Raw genomic sequence first — 14313 nt, forward strand, 5'->3', positions numbered from 1 at the left:
CCTCATCCCCCGCGACGGGCCCCGTCTTGAACGCTGTTGCGGTACGCGGCCGGGGTGACGCCGACCACGCGGCGGAACCAGCGCGTCAGGTGCGCCTGGTCGGCGAAGCCGACGCGTGCCGCGACGTCGGCGGGGCGGGCGCCTCGGTCCAGCAGCGCGCGGGCACGGCTGACGCGGTACTGCGCGAGCCAGGCGTACGGCGTCATGCCGGTGGACGCGCGGAACGCGCGCAGCGCCTGGTAGCGGGAGAGCCCCAGGTCGGCGGCGATGGCGGCGAGGCCGGGTGGGGCGTCGAGTTGGGCGGCGAGCCGTTCGCGCATGGCGTCGGCTATGCGGTCGGGCTGGGGCAGGACGCACTGGGGCCGGGCGGTGCCGGGGGCGGCGTGGCGGGTGGCGAGCGTGGTGAACAGGGTCAGCAGGTCGCTCTCGGTGCGCAGCGGGTCGGCCGTGGGGGCGGTGGCGGCACGGTGGGCGCGGTCGAGGGCGGTGGCGAGCGCGGGGTCCTCGATGACGGGGCGGCGGAAGTACGGGCGCCCGCGTACGCCTTCGCCCAGCAGTTCCGGCGACGGGTATGCGGCGCGGTAGGCGAAGCCCGCAGTGGCGGTGGCGGGTCCGCCGGTGTGGGTCTCGTCGGGTTCGAGGACGACGAGGCTGCCGGGTCCTGAGACGTGGTCGTCGCCCCGGTAGCGGATGGTCTCCAGGCCGCCCGTGGTGACGCCGACGGCGAACTCGGCGTGGGCGTGCGGCGCGTAGCGGAGCTGGTCGAAGCGGGCGGTGAGCAGGTCGAGGGACGGGGCTCCGGGGGCGGGGGCGACGCGCGTCCATACGGCCTGTTCGGCGCCGTCCCGGTTGGGTTGCGCGCCGGTCCTTCTCGTACGCTGTGCCGGTGCTTGTGCTGCTGCCACCTTCGGAGGGTAAGGCCGGGGACGGGGCGGGTGCGCCGCTCGACCTCGGCGGACTGTCGTTCCCCGCGCTGCGCGCGGCGCGTGGCGCGGTCCTTGAGGAGCTGACGGCGCTGTGCGCGGCCGACGCGGAGAAGGCACGCGAGGTGCTGGGCCTGAGCGAGGGGCTGCGCGGCGAGGTCGCGAGGAACGCCCGGCTGCGGGAGGCCCCGGCGCGGCCTGCCGGTCAGCTGTACACGGGGGTGTTGTACGACGCGCTGGGGCTCGGGTCGCTGGACGCTGCGGCGCGGCGGCGGGCGCGGGCGTCGCTGGTGGTGTTCTCCGGCCTGTGGGGGGCGCTGCGGGTGACGGACCGGGTGCCGTCGTACCGGTGCTCGGCGGGGGTGCGGCTGCCGGGTCTCGGGGCGCTGTCGGCGTACTGGCGCGGCCCGATGGCGGAGGCGATGGCGGAGGCCGCCGACGGGCAGGTGGTGCTCGACCTGCGCTCGTCGGCGTACGCGGCGATGTGGCGGCCCGCCGGGGAGGTGGCGCGCCGGACGGTGGCCGTGCGGGTGCTCCAGTCGCGGGTGGTGGACGGTGTGGAGAAGCGGTCGGTGGTCAGCCACTTCAACAAGGCGACGAAGGGCCGTCTGCTGCGCGATCTGCTGACGGCGGGTGCGCTGCCGCGGACGGCGGGGAAGCTGGCGGGAGCGCTGCGGGACCTGGGCTACGTGGTGGAGGAGCCCGCGCCGGGCGGGCTCGACGTGGTGGTCACGGAGTTGTAGGCCGGTGGTAGGCGGTGCCGTCGGGGCTGCGGGTGAGCAGGCCGTCGTCCACCAGGTAGCGGCGCAGGGCGGCCGTGTCGTCGTGGACGGTGCGGATGACGTCGTTGACCTCGCGCTCGGTGTAGGTGCGGCCCGGTTCGAAGAGCGTGTCGGCGAGGTGGCGCAGGAGCTGTTCGCGGCGGGCGGTGCGGCGGGGGATGGCGATGAGCCGCCCGCTGGCGAAGAGGGCGGACACGTCGCGTGAGGTCTCGGTCATGGGTTTCAGCATGCCCGGATTCTGGTGGCGCGGCGCGGAGGGTCGCAACGCGTTAAGCCGGTGCGGCGAGGGCTGCGCTGCGGGGGCTGCGCGGTGGGCGCGGGTCACCACGCGTAGGGGCCGAAGCGCCCCCACGCCACGAGGACGGCGAGCGCGAGGAGGACGCCGTTGACGGGCAGGGCCTCGGGTTCCCCACGGCGCAGGTGCGTGCGGGCGGCCAGCAGCATCGTGGCGGCCAGCCCGCAGGCGGCGAGCGGGGTGAGGACGGGTGCGATGCCGGTGGCGGCCGGGAGGATCAGCCCGGCGGCGCCGAGCAGTCCGGTGACGCCGATGAACCGTACGGTCGCCGGGGGGAAGTCGCGCACCCAGGGCAGCGTGGTGGCCAGCCTGTCCATCGGGAGGGTGACCTTCATCAGTCCTGAGACGGCGAAGCCTGCGGCCAGGAACGCCTGGACGATCCACAGGAACACGTTCATCGGGGCTCTCCACTGTCGTCGGTGTGGGCGGGGCTGCACAGGGAGGACGACGTGGCGCCCCCGGATGTCAGGCCGGGGGGCGGCCTCACGTTCCGGCGCGCTGTCTCGTCTGATGGGTGGAAGGACCACGGGCCCGGAGCACAGGAAGGGGGCGGCGGCACAGCATGGACGTTCCGTCGGAACCGCCACGGGACGCGGCGGCGGCCGAGCGGCGGCGTCTGATCGGCGTCGCCTACCGCCTGCTCGGCTCGCTCGCCGACGCGGAGGACGCCGTGCAGGAGACGTACGCGCGCTGGTACGCCATGTCCGCGCGGCGCCGCGAGGAGGTCGTGTCCCCGGCCGCCTGGCTGACGACGGCCACCGCGCGCGTGTGCCTGGACGTGCTCGGCTCGGCGCGGGTGCGGCGCGAGCGGTACGTCGGGCAGTGGCTGCCCGAGCCGCTGCCGGGGGGCGGGGAGTGGGAGGAGGGGTGGGCGGGCGGCGGCACCGATCCGGCGGACCGGGTGACGCTGGACGAGTCGCTCGGCATGGCGTTCCTGGTCGTCCTGGACGCGATGACGCCGGCCGAGCGCGTCGCGTTCGTGCTGCACGACGTGTTCCGCTACCCGTTCGCCGAGGTGGCCGTGATCGTCGGGCGCACTCCCGCGGCCTGCCGCCAGTTGGCGTCGTCGGCCCGCCGCCGCCTGCGCGTGGCGCGGGAGTCGGCGACGCCGACGGCGCGGCGGGCGGCCGTCGTCCGGGAGTTCAAGGAGGCGTGGACGGCCGGGGACGTGGCGGCGCTGGTCGGGCTGCTCGACCCCGGGGCGACGGCGACCGGGGACGGCGGCGGGTTCGCGCCGTCCGAGCCGCGCCCGCTCGTGGGGGGTGAGCGGGTGGCGCAGGCGCTGGTGGCGCTCCTCGCCGGGGCGCCGCCAGGGCTGACGCTGCGCGAGCGCGCCGTGAACGGGCGGCCGGGGCTCGCCGCGCAGTTGGACGGCGTGACCGTGATGGTGATGGCCCTGGACGTCGTCGGGGCGCGGATCAGGCACGTCTGGGCCGTGCTGAACCCCGAGAAGCTACGGGCCTGGACGGCGGACCACGACCCGCCGCCCGTCAGCTGAGCCGCCCGGCGGGCGGGCCGCTCAGCCCCGCAGGTGCGCCGTGTCGTTGACGCGCCGGACGCTGGTGCCGCCGTCCGGCCAGTACGCGATCTCGGAGAGCCCGGCCGCCGACAGTTCGAGCCGGAACATGGCCGAGGGCGGGGCCCCGAGCGCCATGCACAGCAGCGACTTGATCGGCGTCACATGGCTGACGACCAGCACCGTCCTGCCCGCGTGCCGCGCGATCGTCTTGTCGCGGGCGACGGCGGCGCGGCGCGCGACGGAGGTGAACGTCTCGCCGCCGGTCGGCCCCGTGTCGCCGCCGGGCGTGGCCAGCCACGCCTTCAGGTCGTCCGGGTACCGCTCCCCCGCCTCGGCGAACGTCAGGCCCTCCCAGGCGCCGAAGTCCGTCTCGCGCAGCCCCTCGTCGATGCGGATCTCCTGGCCGAGCCGCACGGCGACGGCCTCGGCCGTCTGGCGGCAGCGCGTCAGCGGCGAGCTGACGATGCCCGCGACGCCCCCGGCGGCGGCGACCGCCTCGGCAGCCGCCGCGGCCTGCGCCAGGCCGGTCGCGGACAGCTCCGGGTCGGTGCCGCCGCTGCCGGAGAACCGCTTCTGCGGCGTCAGGGCCGTCTCGCCGTGCCGCAGCAGCAGGAACGTGGTGGCGGGCCCGTCGCCACCGCCCCAGCCGACGGCGGGTGTCTCGGGCAGCGGCTCGGGGTCGGCCAGTTCCGGGGTACGGGCGGCGGGCGGCTCGGCGGGACGCCACGCCTCGCCGCGCGCGCCCGCGTCCATCGCCTCGTTGGCGAGCCGGTCGGCGTGCTTGTTCCGCGCGCGCGGCATCCACTCGTACGTGACGGCGCCCGCCGGGAAGATCTCGCGCGCCTCCATGGCGAGGGGCCGCATGTCGGGGTGCTTGATCTTCCAGCGGCCCGACATCTGTTCGACCACGAGCTTGGAGTCCATGCGGACGCGCACGGCGGCGTCGGGCGCGAGCGCGTGGGCGGCCCGGAGCCCGGCGATGAGCCCGCGGTACTCGGCGACGTTGTTGGTGCACGTGCCGAGGTAGGCGGCGGTCTCCGCGAGGACCTCGCCGGTCACCGCGTCGAGGACGAGCGCGCCGTAACCGGCGGGCCCCGGGTTGCCGCGGGAGCCGCCGTCGGCCTCGACGACGAGCCTGCGCCCGCCCGGCGCCGCGCCGCTCACAGGCCGGACTCGGTGGCGCGCACCAGGATGCGGCGGCAGTTCTCGCAGCGGACGACGGCGTCGGCGGGCGCGGCCCGCACCTCGTTCAGCTCGGTGATGTTGAGTTCGAGGCGGCAGCCCTCGCAGCGGCGCTGGCGCAGGCGCGCGGCGCCGACGCCGCCCTGCTGCTCGCGCAGCTTGTCGTAGAGCTTCAGGAGGTCGGCCGGGATCGTCGCGGCGAGGCGGGCGCGGTCGGCGCGTACGGTGTCGGCCTCGGCGTCGATCTCCGCCGTGGCGGCGTCGCGGCGCTTGGTCGCGTCCTCCGCGTTGTGCTCGGAGTCCTCGACGCGCGCGGTGAACTCGGTGACGCGGGCCTGGGCGGTCTCCTGGCGTTCCATGATCTCCAGGACGACGTTCTCCAGCGCGTCCTGGCGGCGGGCGAGGGAGGCGATCTCGCTCTGGAGCCCGGAGAGGTCCTTGGGGTTGGTGACGAGGCCGGAGTCCAGGCGCTGCTGGTCGCGGGCGGCGCGCTGGCGCACCTGGTCCACGTCCTGCTCGGCCTTGGTCTGCTCGCGGACGGTGTCGCTCTCCTCGGTCCTGGCGGCGACGAGGAGGGCGCGCAGCTGCGTCAGCTCGCTCTCCGCGGCGCGGATCTCGGCGTGTTCCGGCAGGTGGGCGCGGCGGTGGGCGAGCTGAGTGAGCCGGACGTCGAGGTCCTGGACGTCCAGCAGCCGGATCTGATCGGCGGGCGCGGCGTTCAGTTGGGGGCTCCTCTGCTCGGGCTGTGCTGGTGCGCGGCGGATGTCGGTATGAGGCGGTACGGGGGTGGTGCGGGGGTGGGGGCGGCCGTCATGGCGCGGTGGGGGGTGACGGACGGTGGATGAGCCAGGGGTCGGTGACCCGCTGGGACACGTGGGTGCGCAGGCCCCAACCGGCCTGTTCCGAGAGGGCGTCGAGCTGGGCAGCCGCCTGGACGCACCAGGGGGACTCGGTGGCCCAGTGGGCGGCGTCCACGAGGACGAGGGGCGAGTGTTCACGCGCCTCGGACACCGGGTGGTGGCGCAGGTCGGCGGTGAGGAACGCGTCAACGCCCGCCGCGCGTACGGCGTCGAAGAGGCTGTCGCCCGAGCCGCCGCAGACGGCGACGGTGCGGATCGGCAGGTCGGCGGGGCCGGTGGCGCGGATGCCCTGGACGGTGGCGGGCAGGCGCCGCGCGGCGAGGGCGCTGAGGGAGGCGAGGTCGAGGGGGCCGTCCGGTTCGCAGATCCGGCCGAGGCCGCGCCGTCCGGCGGGGTCGGCCGGGTCGGGGACGAGGGGGCCGGTGACGCGCAGGCCGAGCGCGGCGGCGAGGGCGTCGGAGACGCCGGGGTCGGCGCGGTCGGCGTTGGTGTGCGCGACGTGGAGGGCGACTCCGGCGCGGATCAGCGTGTGGACGACGCGGCCCTTGAACGTGTCGGCCGCGACGGTGGTGGTGCCGCGCAGGTAGAGCGGGTGGTGGGTGACGAGGAGGTCGGCGCCGAGCGCGACGGCCTCGTCGGCGATCTCCTGCACCGGATCGACGGCGAACAGGACGCGCGTCACCTCGGCGTCGGGGTCGCCGCAGACGGGCCCGACGGCGTCCCAGCCCTCGGCCAGCGCGCGGGGCCACAGGCCGTCGAGCGCGGCGATCACGTCGGAGAGTACGGGCACGGGCCCAGGCTACCCGCCCCGGAGCGGCCTCCCGCCGGGGAACCGGCGGGTGCGGGGCGGGCGGTGCCCGGGGCGTCGCCCGGCGGGCCGGGTACGCGCGTCTTGCCCGGATTCGGGAGGAGAAGCACAAAGGGCCCCAGTTGATCATGCTGTTCGAGCAACTGTCACCCTTCCGTGTGAAGGAGGACCGGCAGAGTTGTTCGGCCGGTGGCCCGAAATCTAGCGTCCTCGGTGGAGGTACCCCCCTCTGGTCCCACTTGTCCCGACAGGCCCGCAGGAAGCAGGAGAGTGCGATGACGGTCACGGCCCCGCCGGGGTGGCGGCCCGCGCCTTTGGTGATGTCGCCCGACGGCGCGTACGCGGCCCGGCTCGCGGGCGGTGACGGCGGGTGGTGTCCGGAGCGCTGGACGCTGGACGGCCCCGAGCCGTACGCCGTCCGCCTGCCGGGGAACCAGCCGGAGGAGCCGGACAGCGCCCTGGTGCCGCTGGCGGACGGGCGGGTGCTGATCGGGCGGCGCGCGGACGGCAGGTGCCACTTCTCGCTGCTGTACCCGTCGGGCCCCGAGACGGGTGAACTGCCCCTGGGCGCCGTGGACTGCGAGCGGCTGACGCTGCTGCCGGCCGCGCCGGACGGGACGCGGGTGTACGCGCTGGCGCCCCGCGCCAGGGACGCGGCGACCGGCCTGTCGGGGACGGCCCTGTGGCTGGTGTGCGGCGGCGCGTTCGGGCCCGAGCTGGTGACGGTGCTGCCCGGGCCGTGCTCGGGCGGCGCCTGGCTGGACCGGCAGGGGCGGCTGCTGGCGCTCGACCACACGGACGGGCGGGGGCGGACGCGCGCGGTGACCGTGGACGTGCGGCGCGGCGGCGGGCCGACCGAGCTGCTGCGGATCGCCGAGGACAGCAACGACCGGCTGCTGCTGGCCGATCCGGACAGCGGGCTGCTGATGGTGCGCTCGGACGCGCCGGGCGAGGACCGGATCGGGTGGGCCGTGCTGGGCAGCCACCGGCCCGTGCGGTTCCCCGAGGCGCTGCGGGAGGACGGGGCGCGGATGACGCCGTTCGCGGCGCAGCCGGGGCAGGTGCTGGTGCCGGAGGACTGCGGTGTGGCGCTGCGGATGACGGCGGCCGAGGGGGAATGGGTCGCGGTGTGGCGGCCGGGCGAGCGGGAGCTGCGTCATGTGACGCCGCCGCGCGGCTGGTTGAGCGGGGCGGGGCGGTGGACGGTGGAGGGCGAGCTGCTGCTGCCGTTCAGCACGGAGGCGGCGCCGTGCGGCCTGTCGCGGCTGCCCGCGCTGGGCTCGCGCCGGGAGCACGGGACGGGCGGCGAGCTGTACGGCTGGGGCGGCGGGGCGACGGCCAGGGGGACGGGCGCGGGCCCTGGCGGCGAGCAGGGCCGGGCGGCGGGCCAGGAGGCGGCGGAGGCCGCGCCGGGGCCCGGGGAGGGGGCGCCGCCCGCGCCGGTCCCGGCGTACCTGACGCAGGTCTCGCCGAACCTGTACGTGACGGCGACCGCGCCGCGGGCCGCGAAGCCCGTGCCGTTGCAGCAGGCGCCGCTGGCCTGAGACGGGCGGGGCGGGAGCCTCGGCGCCCCCTCAGCGCGAAGCCTCGACGGGATCGGCGGGATCGGCGGGACCGTCGGACGGGGCGGACGGGTCGGCGGGGCCGGAAGGCGCCGGGAGCAGCCCCGCCTTGTGCAGGTGGGCGCGGGCTCCGGCGACGGCGTGCGGCGTGGTCGCGTACTCCTGCCCCTCGAAGCGCAGCAGGTCTAGGGCGCCGACGGACGCGAGGGTACGGCGCTGGTCCGGCCGCGTCCCCGAGGCCAGCACGACGATGCCGCGCCGGTTCAGCTCCCGCACGGCGTCCTTGAGGACCAGCGCGCCGGTGGCGTCCATGGTGGTGACCCGCGACATGCGCAGGATCACCACGCGGGCGTCGGCGACCTCGGAGAGTTCGAGCAGGGAGCGGTGGGCGCCGGCGAAGAACAGCGGCCCGTCGATCCGGTAGGCCACGATGTGCTCGGCCAACAGGGCGCGTTCCTCCTCGCCGTGCTCGCCTGGCAGGTCGGCCTTGAGGTCGATCCGCTCCATGCGGGCCTGGGCGGCGACCGCGCGCAGGGCCAGGGCGCCCGCGACGACCAGGCCGATGACGACCGCCTGGACGACGTCGAGCGCGAGGGTGGCGAGCGCGGTCAGCGCCAGCACGACCGCGTCGGAGCGGGTCGCGCGGGCCATGGCGCGCAGCGCGCCGATCTCCACCATGCGGATCGCGGTGGCCAGCAGCACCCCGGCCAGCGCGGCGAGCGGGATGTGGGAGACGAGGGGCGCGGCGGCGAGGACGACGACCGCGAGGACGGCGGCGTGCGTGAGGGCGGCGAGCCGGGAGGTGGCGCCGGTACGGACGTTGACGGCGGTACGGGCGATGGCCGCCGTGGCGGGGATGCCGCCGAAGAGCGGGGCGGCCAGGTTCGCGACGCCCTGGCCGAACAGTTCCTTGTCCGGGTCGTGCTTCTGCCCGGTCGTCATGCCGTCCGCGACGGCGGCGGACAGCAGCGACTCAAGCGCGGCGAGCGCGGCCACCGCGACGGCGGGGGCGAGCAGCGAGCCGAGCGCGGACACGTCGAGGAAGGCCAGCGAGGGGGCGGGCAGTCCGGACGGCAGGTCCCCGATGGGGGGCGCCGCGTCCAGGCCGAAGAACTGGGCGGCCAGGGTCGCGGCGGCGACCGCGACGACGGAGAACGGGACGGTGGGCCGCCACCGGGCGCCGAGCAGCATCACGGCGGCCACGGCGAGGGTGAGCGCGAGGGCCGTCCAGTTGGGGGCGTGCGTGAACTCCTCGACGGCCCGCCAGGTCACCACGAGGACCCGATCGCCTTCCGGCACGGGCACCCCGAGGGCGTTCGGGACCTGTTGCAGGCCGATGACGCAGGCGATGCCGAGGGTGAAGCCCTCGACCACCGGGGCCGGGATGTACCGCGTGTACCGGCCCGCCCGCAGCAGCGCGAGCCCGATCAGCAGCGCACCGGCCATCAGCCCGACGGTCAGCACACCGCCGGGCCCGTGCTGGGCGACGATCGGCATGAGGACGACCGTCATCGCCCCGGTCGGGCCGGAGACCTGGAGGTGGGAGCCGCCGAACAGCGCGGCGAGCGCGCCCGCGACCACGGCGGTGGCGAGGCCCGCCTCGGCGCCGAGTCCTGAGGAGACGCCGAAGCCGAGCGCGAGCGGCAGCGCCACGACGGCGACGGTGAGACCGGCCAGCAGGTCACGGCGCGGGTTGCGGCCCATGGCGGCGAGGTCGGCGCGGGCGGGCAGCAGCGCGGCGACCCGGCGCCAGGGCCGGGCGAAGGGCGTGCTCACCGGCTGGTGACCTCGGCTTCCCGCAGCTCCTCAAGGAGCACGTTCTGCCCGGCGAGCATCTCGGTCAGGATGCGCCGCGCGGCCCGCATCAGGTCCGCCACGTCGCCACCGGCCAGCTCGTAGACGACGCTGGAGCCCTCCCGCGTCGAGGTGACGATGCCGGAGCGGCGCAGGACGGCCAGCTGCTGGGAGAGCGCCGAGGGCTCGACCTCGATCTCGGCCAGCAGGTCCCGCACCGGCATCGGCCCGCCTTGCAGGAGCTCCAGCACGCGGATGCGGACCGGGTGCCCGAGCATCCGGAAGAACTCGGCCTTGGCCTGGTACAGCGGGACCGGCACGGCCTCCACCTCTCCTCGTCGCGGCTTCCTGGGGATACGGCCATCACAGCATGTGGTGAATTGCAGAATTTTGCAATTCGTGGATCGGCGGCGGGGAACAGGACCCCACCCCCGTGCCGCCCGACGCCCGCGGGTAGGGCAGCATGTGGGCGTACGCCGGGGGGACCGCAGGGGGAAGTGTGGCTGACGACACGGACGTCTTCGCGGCGTTCGGGGCGGCGCGGGGCTTCATGCCGCCCGACGAGGGCCGCGCGCTGTACGCGGCGGCCCGTGACGCGGCCGGTCTGGGGCTGCCGCTGCTGGAGATCGGCAGCTACTGCGGCCGGTCCACGCTGCTGCTGGCCGACGCCGCGCGCCGCGCGGGGACGGTGGCCGTCACCGTGGACCACCACCGGGGCAGCGAGGAGCAGCAGCCCGGCCAGGAGTTCCACGACGCGGACCTGCTCGACCCGGCGGACGCGGGCCGTCTCGACACGCTCCCGCACTTCCGGCGCACGGTCGCGGACGCCGGGCTCGAACCGCACGTGATCGCCGTCGTGGGACGCTCCGCGCAGGCCGCGGCGGCGCTCGGCGGGCGCTTCGGCCTGGTGTTCATCGACGGCGGGCACACGGACGCGCACGCGACCGCGGACTACGAGGGCTGGGCGCCGAAGCTCGCCGAGGGCGGGCTGCTGGTGATCCACGACGTGTTCCCCGACCCGTCGGACGGCGGGCAGCCGCCGTACCGTGTATGGCGGCGGGCGGTGCGCAGCGGGGCTTTCACGGCGCTGCGCGGCTGCCGCTCGCTGCGCGTACTGCGGCGTACGGGACCGGGGGTCTGACCTGTGCAACAGGCCGTATCGGGGCAGGTCACGACCTCATCACAAGCGTGTCGTGTCGGAAACAGTACGTACATCCCCCGGATCGCGCGCGGGCGGCGTCCGTACGATGGGCCCACCCTTTTCGACCTGACCATGACGACGAGAACGGCAAAGGATCAGACGTGAACAACCGCTCGCTCTCCCGAGGCGACGCAGTAGTGATCGGAGCAGCGGTCCTGCTCTTCATCGCCTCTTTTCTCGACACCTACACCGCGGACGGCGACTTCGGAGGGGGAGGCACGAACGCCTGGGAGTCCGAGATCTTCCCGATCCTCCCCTCGGTCTTCCTGGCGGGCATCCTGGGCGCGGCGGCGATCGTCGGCTCGCGCTTCCTGCCGAACCGTGAGCGCCAGTTCGGCGGGCTGCGGCTCGACCAGTGGGGCATCGCGCTGGCGGTGACCTCCGCGTGGGCGGCCGTGTGGTCGCTGGGCGGTGGCTGGGGCTTCGACGTCGGTACCGGCCTGATCATCGGCCTGCTGGCGGCGCTGGCGCTGGCGGCTGCCGCCGTCATGACGCCGGTCGTGCCGGGCCTCCAGGCCCCGCTGACCGGTGCGCCGAAGCCCGCGGGGTACGGTCAGCAGCCGCCGTTCGGCGCGCAGCAGGGCGGCTACGGCTACCCGGCGGCGGGCGGGCAGCAGCCCGGCGGCTACCAGGCCACGCAGGTCGCGCCCGCGACCGGCGGCGCCTCGGACTTCCAGCCGTTCTGGTTCGCCGTCCCGGCCGCTCGGCCGCTGTACGGCGAGGACGGCGCGCCGACGCCGATCGCCGAACTGGCGCCCGGTACCTGGTACCTGGCGGTCGAGCAGCGGGGGCAGTCCCTCATCGCGCAGACGCAGGACGGCCGTCGCGGCGTCCTCCAGGACACGTCCGGCATCCAGCGCGGCTGAGCACGCGGACGCACGCAACGCACGAACGGAGCGGCGGTGGCCTCGGGGCCACCGCCGCTCCGGCGTTTCCGAGGGAGTTCAGTCCTGCCCGGCGGCCTCGCGCGCGGCGCGCTCCAGCCGGTCGCGGTGGCGCGTCCACCAGTCGCCGTCGTGCTCGGGGAGGTTGCTGACGCCCGCGCGCAACCCGGCGGTGCCGTCGATGAGTTCGCGGACGATGTCGGCGTGGCCCGCGTGCCGGTTGAGCTCGGCGGTGACGTGGACGAGGACGCGGTGCAGCGTCACCCCTTCGGGGTCGGCGGGCCACCACGGGACGTGCCCGATCGCGTCGAGCGGGAGCGCGGCGACGGTCGCGTCCGCGTGCGCGCGCACCCGGGTGTACAGGGCGGTCACGTCCGCCCGTGACTCGTCGGCCGTGGCCCACATGTCGGCGTTGTCCTCGGCGTCCTCCGCGAGCCACGGCAGCGTCTCGGGGAAGGGGCGGCCGAACACCGAGCCGAAGTACTCGGACTCGACCCCGGCGACGTGCTTCACGAGGCCGAGGAGGTTGGTGCCGGTCGGCGTGAGCGGGCGGCGGACGGCGTACTCGGACAGGCCGTCGAGCTTCCACAGCAGCGCGTCACGGGCGCTGTTCAGGTAGCGAAGCAGCTCTGCCTTCGGGTCGTGTGCGGTCATCCGCTCAGTGTGCCAGCGGCCCGGGGGGCGCCTCCGTCACAGGGTGCAGCAGCCGGTGTCGAGGCCGGGCGGGAGGCGGTCGGCGGAGAAGACGGCGCGGGTGGCGGGGTCGCCGGTGAGCGCGGCGACGGCGAGGAGCACGGCACCGGCGGTCCACGTCGTGCGCTCGGCGGGCCAGACGGCGTCGTCCGCGAAGACGTAGCCCGTCCAGTAGAGGCCGTCGTCGGCGCGCAGGTGCGCGAGGCTGCGCAGGATCTCGACGGCGCGCGGCGCGAGCCCGGCGGCCCAGAGCGTGAGGGCCAGTTCGGCGCTCTCGGCGCCGGTGACCCACGGGTTGGGGCGGACGCAGCGCACGCCGAGTCCTGGCACGACGAACGCGTCCCAGTCGGCGGCCAGCCGGGCGCGGGCGGCGCTGCCGCGCACGGCCCCGGCGAGGATCGGGTAGTACCAGTCCATCGAGTAGCGGGACTTGTCGAGGAAGCGCTCCGGGTGGCCGCGCAGCGCGTGGCCGAGGCGCCCGGCGGCCAACTCCCAGTCGGGCTGCGGGCTGCCCTCGCGTTCGGCGAGGACGAGGGCGCAGCGCAGGGCGTGGTAGCAGGAGGCCGAGCCGGTGACGAGCGCGTCGGCGACGGGCGTGCCGTCCGCCTCGCGGCGCCAGCCGAGCTGGCCGCCCGGCTGCTGGAGGCCGAGGACGAACTCGACGGCGGCCACGACCGTGGGCCACATGCGGCGGCGGAACGCCTCGTCGCCCGTGGTCAGGTAGTGGTGGAGGACGCCGACGGCCGGGTAGGCGCAGAAGTTGCTCTCGGCGGCGAGGTCGGTGGGGGCGGCGGGGTCGCCGTCGGCGTAGGCGGCGTACCAGGAGCCGTCGGCGTTCTGGTGGCGGGCGAGCCAGTCGTACGCGGCCTCGGCGCGGTCGCGTTCCCCCGCGGTGTCGAGGGCCATGGCCGCCTCGACGTGGTCCCAGGGGTCGAGATGGTGGCCGCGGAACCAGGGTATGGCGCCGTCGGCGCGCTGCGTGGCGGCGATGGCGGCGGCGGTCTCACCGGCCTCGTCGGCGGTCAGGACGCCGGGCAGGGCGGGGCGTTCGCGGTGGCCGGGGGCGGTCACCCGTGCTGCTCCGGGGCGTGCGGCTTGGTCGCGTAGACGACGAGGCTCTTGCCCAGCAGCGGGTTGAGGGCGCGTTCCGCGGCGCGGGTCGCCAGCGGCCGTTTCATGATGTCCCAGACGAGCAGCTTGTGGTACGCCCGCACGGGCAGGGCCTTCTCGTTGTCCACGCCGACGGCGCACTTGAGCCACCAGTACGGCGAGTGCAGCGCGTGCGCGTGGTGGCTGCCGTAGGGGCGCAGGCCCGACTCGCGGATGCGCGTGAGGAGTTCGTCGGCGCGGTAGATGCGGATGTGCCCGCCCTCGACCTGGTGGTAGGCGTCGGAGAGTGCCCAGCAGACGCGTTCGGGCCCGTAGCGCGGCACGGTGACGGCGATCCGGCCGCCGGGGCGCAGGACGCGGACGGCCTCGGCCAGGAGGCCCTTGTCGTCCGGCACGTGCTCCATGATCTCGGAGACCACGAGGGCGTCGAAGCTCTCGTCGGGGAACGGCAGGGCGAGCGCGTCCCCTTCGACGGCCGACGCCGTGGCCCCGGCGGGGGCCTCGCCCGCGGCGCGCATGGCGGCGAGCCAGCGCGCGGTGTGGCGGACGTCCTCGCCGTTGCGGTCGAGGGCGACGACGCGGGCGCCGCGCCGGTACGTCTCGAACGCGTGCCTCCCCTGGCCGCAGCCGAGATCGAGCACCCGGTCGCCTGGGGCGATCGGGAACCGGGAGAAGTCCACCGTCAGCATGTGTCGGGCAC

16 protein-coding genes are annotated in these 14313 nt (G+C 75.7%); 5 read left to right on the forward strand and 11 right to left on the reverse strand.

Annotation, left to right across the window (positions count from 1 at the left end; genetic code table 11):
• Positions 1-2: 2 nt before the first annotated feature.
• Positions 3-905 (reverse strand): helix-turn-helix domain-containing protein, encoded by a 903-nt coding sequence (locus tag IF27_RS25550; RefSeq protein ID WP_052852146.1) that lies wholly within the window; start codon positions 903-905, stop codon positions 3-5.
• Here IF27_RS25550 and yaaA point away from each other — a divergent pair.
• A complete protein-coding gene (gene yaaA, locus IF27_RS25555) occupies positions 887-1666 on the forward strand; it encodes a peroxide stress protein YaaA (protein ID WP_052852381.1) in 780 nt (259 codons plus the stop codon). The two genes, IF27_RS25550 and yaaA, sit on opposite strands and share 19 nt — an antisense overlap.
• Here yaaA and IF27_RS25560 read toward each other — a convergent pair.
• The gene (locus IF27_RS25560) at positions 1653-1922 is read right to left on the reverse strand and encodes a DUF2087 domain-containing protein (RefSeq protein WP_223291212.1); all 270 of its coding nucleotides are present in this window, start codon (positions 1920-1922) and stop codon (positions 1653-1655) included. The two genes, yaaA and IF27_RS25560, sit on opposite strands and share 14 nt — an antisense overlap.
• Positions 1923-2026: 104 nt before the next feature.
• On the reverse strand, positions 2027-2398 hold the full coding sequence (locus IF27_RS25565) for a DoxX family protein (RefSeq protein WP_052852148.1): 372 nt from the start codon (positions 2396-2398) through the stop codon (positions 2027-2029).
• 164 nt (positions 2399-2562) lie between these two features.
• Between IF27_RS25565 and sigJ the strand changes: the two genes are divergently transcribed.
• A complete protein-coding gene (gene sigJ, locus IF27_RS25570; RefSeq protein WP_052852149.1) occupies positions 2563-3498 on the forward strand; it encodes an RNA polymerase sigma factor SigJ in 936 nt (311 codons plus the stop codon).
• Positions 3499-3519: 21 nt separating this feature from the next.
• Here the strand turns inward: sigJ and IF27_RS25575 are convergent, their stop codons facing one another.
• From IF27_RS25575 to IF27_RS25585, 3 genes are all read right to left on the reverse strand, one after another.
• Complete coding sequence (locus IF27_RS25575; RefSeq protein WP_052852150.1) at positions 3520-4683, reverse strand: bifunctional RNase H/acid phosphatase; 1164 nt, start codon at positions 4681-4683, stop codon at positions 3520-3522.
• The gene (locus IF27_RS31255; RefSeq protein ID WP_052852382.1) at positions 4680-5423 is read right to left on the reverse strand and encodes a CT398-like coiled coil hairpin domain-containing protein; all 744 of its coding nucleotides are present in this window, start codon (positions 5421-5423) and stop codon (positions 4680-4682) included. The genes IF27_RS25575 and IF27_RS31255 overlap by 4 nt, the downstream gene beginning before the upstream one ends.
• 88 nt (positions 5424-5511) lie before the next feature.
• Entirely contained in the window at positions 5512-6351 is an 840-nt protein-coding gene (locus IF27_RS25585; protein ID WP_052852151.1) for a Nif3-like dinuclear metal center hexameric protein, read from the reverse strand.
• A gap of 293 nt (positions 6352-6644) precedes the next feature.
• Between IF27_RS25585 and IF27_RS25590 the strand changes: the two genes are divergently transcribed.
• Positions 6645-7913, forward strand: a complete 1269-nt coding sequence (locus tag IF27_RS25590) for a hypothetical protein (protein ID WP_052852152.1) — start codon at positions 6645-6647, stop codon at positions 7911-7913.
• A 30-nt stretch (positions 7914-7943) separates the two neighbouring features.
• On the opposite strand, the gene IF27_RS25595 is transcribed toward IF27_RS25590, so the two are convergent.
• Together IF27_RS25595 and IF27_RS25600 are read right to left on the reverse strand one after the other, a co-directional pair.
• Positions 7944-9635 (reverse strand): SulP family inorganic anion transporter, encoded by a 1692-nt coding sequence (locus IF27_RS25595; RefSeq protein WP_420822056.1) that lies wholly within the window; start codon positions 9633-9635, stop codon positions 7944-7946.
• Between the two features lie 68 nt (positions 9636-9703).
• The gene (locus IF27_RS25600; protein WP_052852383.1) at positions 9704-10045 is read right to left on the reverse strand and encodes an ArsR/SmtB family transcription factor; all 342 of its coding nucleotides are present in this window, start codon (positions 10043-10045) and stop codon (positions 9704-9706) included.
• 143 nt (positions 10046-10188) lie between these two features.
• On the opposite strand from IF27_RS25600, the gene IF27_RS25605 reads away from it, so the two are divergent.
• Together IF27_RS25605 and IF27_RS25610 are read left to right on the forward strand one after the other, a co-directional pair.
• Positions 10189-10866 (forward strand): class I SAM-dependent methyltransferase, encoded by a 678-nt coding sequence (locus IF27_RS25605; RefSeq protein WP_052852154.1) that lies wholly within the window; start codon positions 10189-10191, stop codon positions 10864-10866.
• Positions 10867-11027: 161 nt separating this feature from the next.
• Positions 11028-11792: a DUF5336 domain-containing protein gene (locus IF27_RS25610; protein ID WP_052852155.1), complete on the forward strand. Its 765-nt coding sequence runs from the start codon at positions 11028-11030 to the stop codon at positions 11790-11792.
• A 78-nt stretch (positions 11793-11870) separates the two neighbouring features.
• On the opposite strand, the gene IF27_RS25615 is transcribed toward IF27_RS25610, so the two are convergent.
• Genes IF27_RS25615 through IF27_RS25625 form a run of 3 tightly spaced genes read right to left on the reverse strand, consistent with a single transcriptional unit; the run spans position 11871 to position 14302 of the window.
• Positions 11871-12464: a DinB family protein gene (locus tag IF27_RS25615; RefSeq protein WP_052852156.1), complete on the reverse strand. Its 594-nt coding sequence runs from the start codon at positions 12462-12464 to the stop codon at positions 11871-11873.
• 36 nt (positions 12465-12500) lie between these two features.
• Positions 12501-13574, reverse strand: coding sequence for a prenyltransferase/squalene oxidase repeat-containing protein (locus IF27_RS25620; RefSeq protein ID WP_052852157.1), 1074 nt, complete (start codon positions 13572-13574; stop codon positions 12501-12503).
• Entirely contained in the window at positions 13571-14302 is a 732-nt protein-coding gene (locus IF27_RS25625) for a class I SAM-dependent methyltransferase (RefSeq protein ID WP_052852158.1), read from the reverse strand. The genes IF27_RS25620 and IF27_RS25625 overlap by 4 nt, the downstream gene beginning before the upstream one ends.
• Between the last annotated feature and the right edge of the window lie 11 nt (positions 14303-14313).

This window comes from Streptomyces avicenniae (assembly GCF_000719135.1).
GTDB classification, from domain to species: Bacteria; Actinomycetota; Actinomycetes; order Streptomycetales; family Streptomycetaceae; genus Streptomyces; species Streptomyces avicenniae.

Excerpts from the sequence above, each read along its gene's own strand:
- IF27_RS25605 (WP_052852154.1), top strand. The coding sequence starts at position 10,189 with ATGTGGGCGTACGCCGGGGGGACCGCAGGGGGAAGTGTGGCTGACGAC.
- IF27_RS25625 (WP_052852158.1), bottom strand. The coding sequence starts at position 14,302 with ATGCTGACGGTGGACTTCTCCCGGTTCCCGATCGCCCCAGGCGACCGG.
- sigJ (WP_052852149.1), top strand. The coding sequence starts at position 2,563 with ATGGACGTTCCGTCGGAACCGCCACGGGACGCGGCGGCGGCCGAGCGG.
- IF27_RS25560 (WP_223291212.1), bottom strand. The coding sequence starts at position 1,922 with ATGACCGAGACCTCACGCGACGTGTCCGCCCTCTTCGCCAGCGGGCGG.
- IF27_RS25595 (WP_420822056.1), bottom strand. The coding sequence starts at position 9,635 with ATGGGCCGCAACCCGCGCCGTGACCTGCTGGCCGGTCTCACCGTCGCC.
- IF27_RS25615 (WP_052852156.1), bottom strand. The coding sequence starts at position 12,464 with ATGACCGCACACGACCCGAAGGCAGAGCTGCTTCGCTACCTGAACAGC.
- IF27_RS25590 (WP_052852152.1), top strand. The coding sequence starts at position 6,645 with ATGACGGTCACGGCCCCGCCGGGGTGGCGGCCCGCGCCTTTGGTGATG.
- IF27_RS25565 (WP_052852148.1), bottom strand. The coding sequence starts at position 2,398 with ATGAACGTGTTCCTGTGGATCGTCCAGGCGTTCCTGGCCGCAGGCTTC.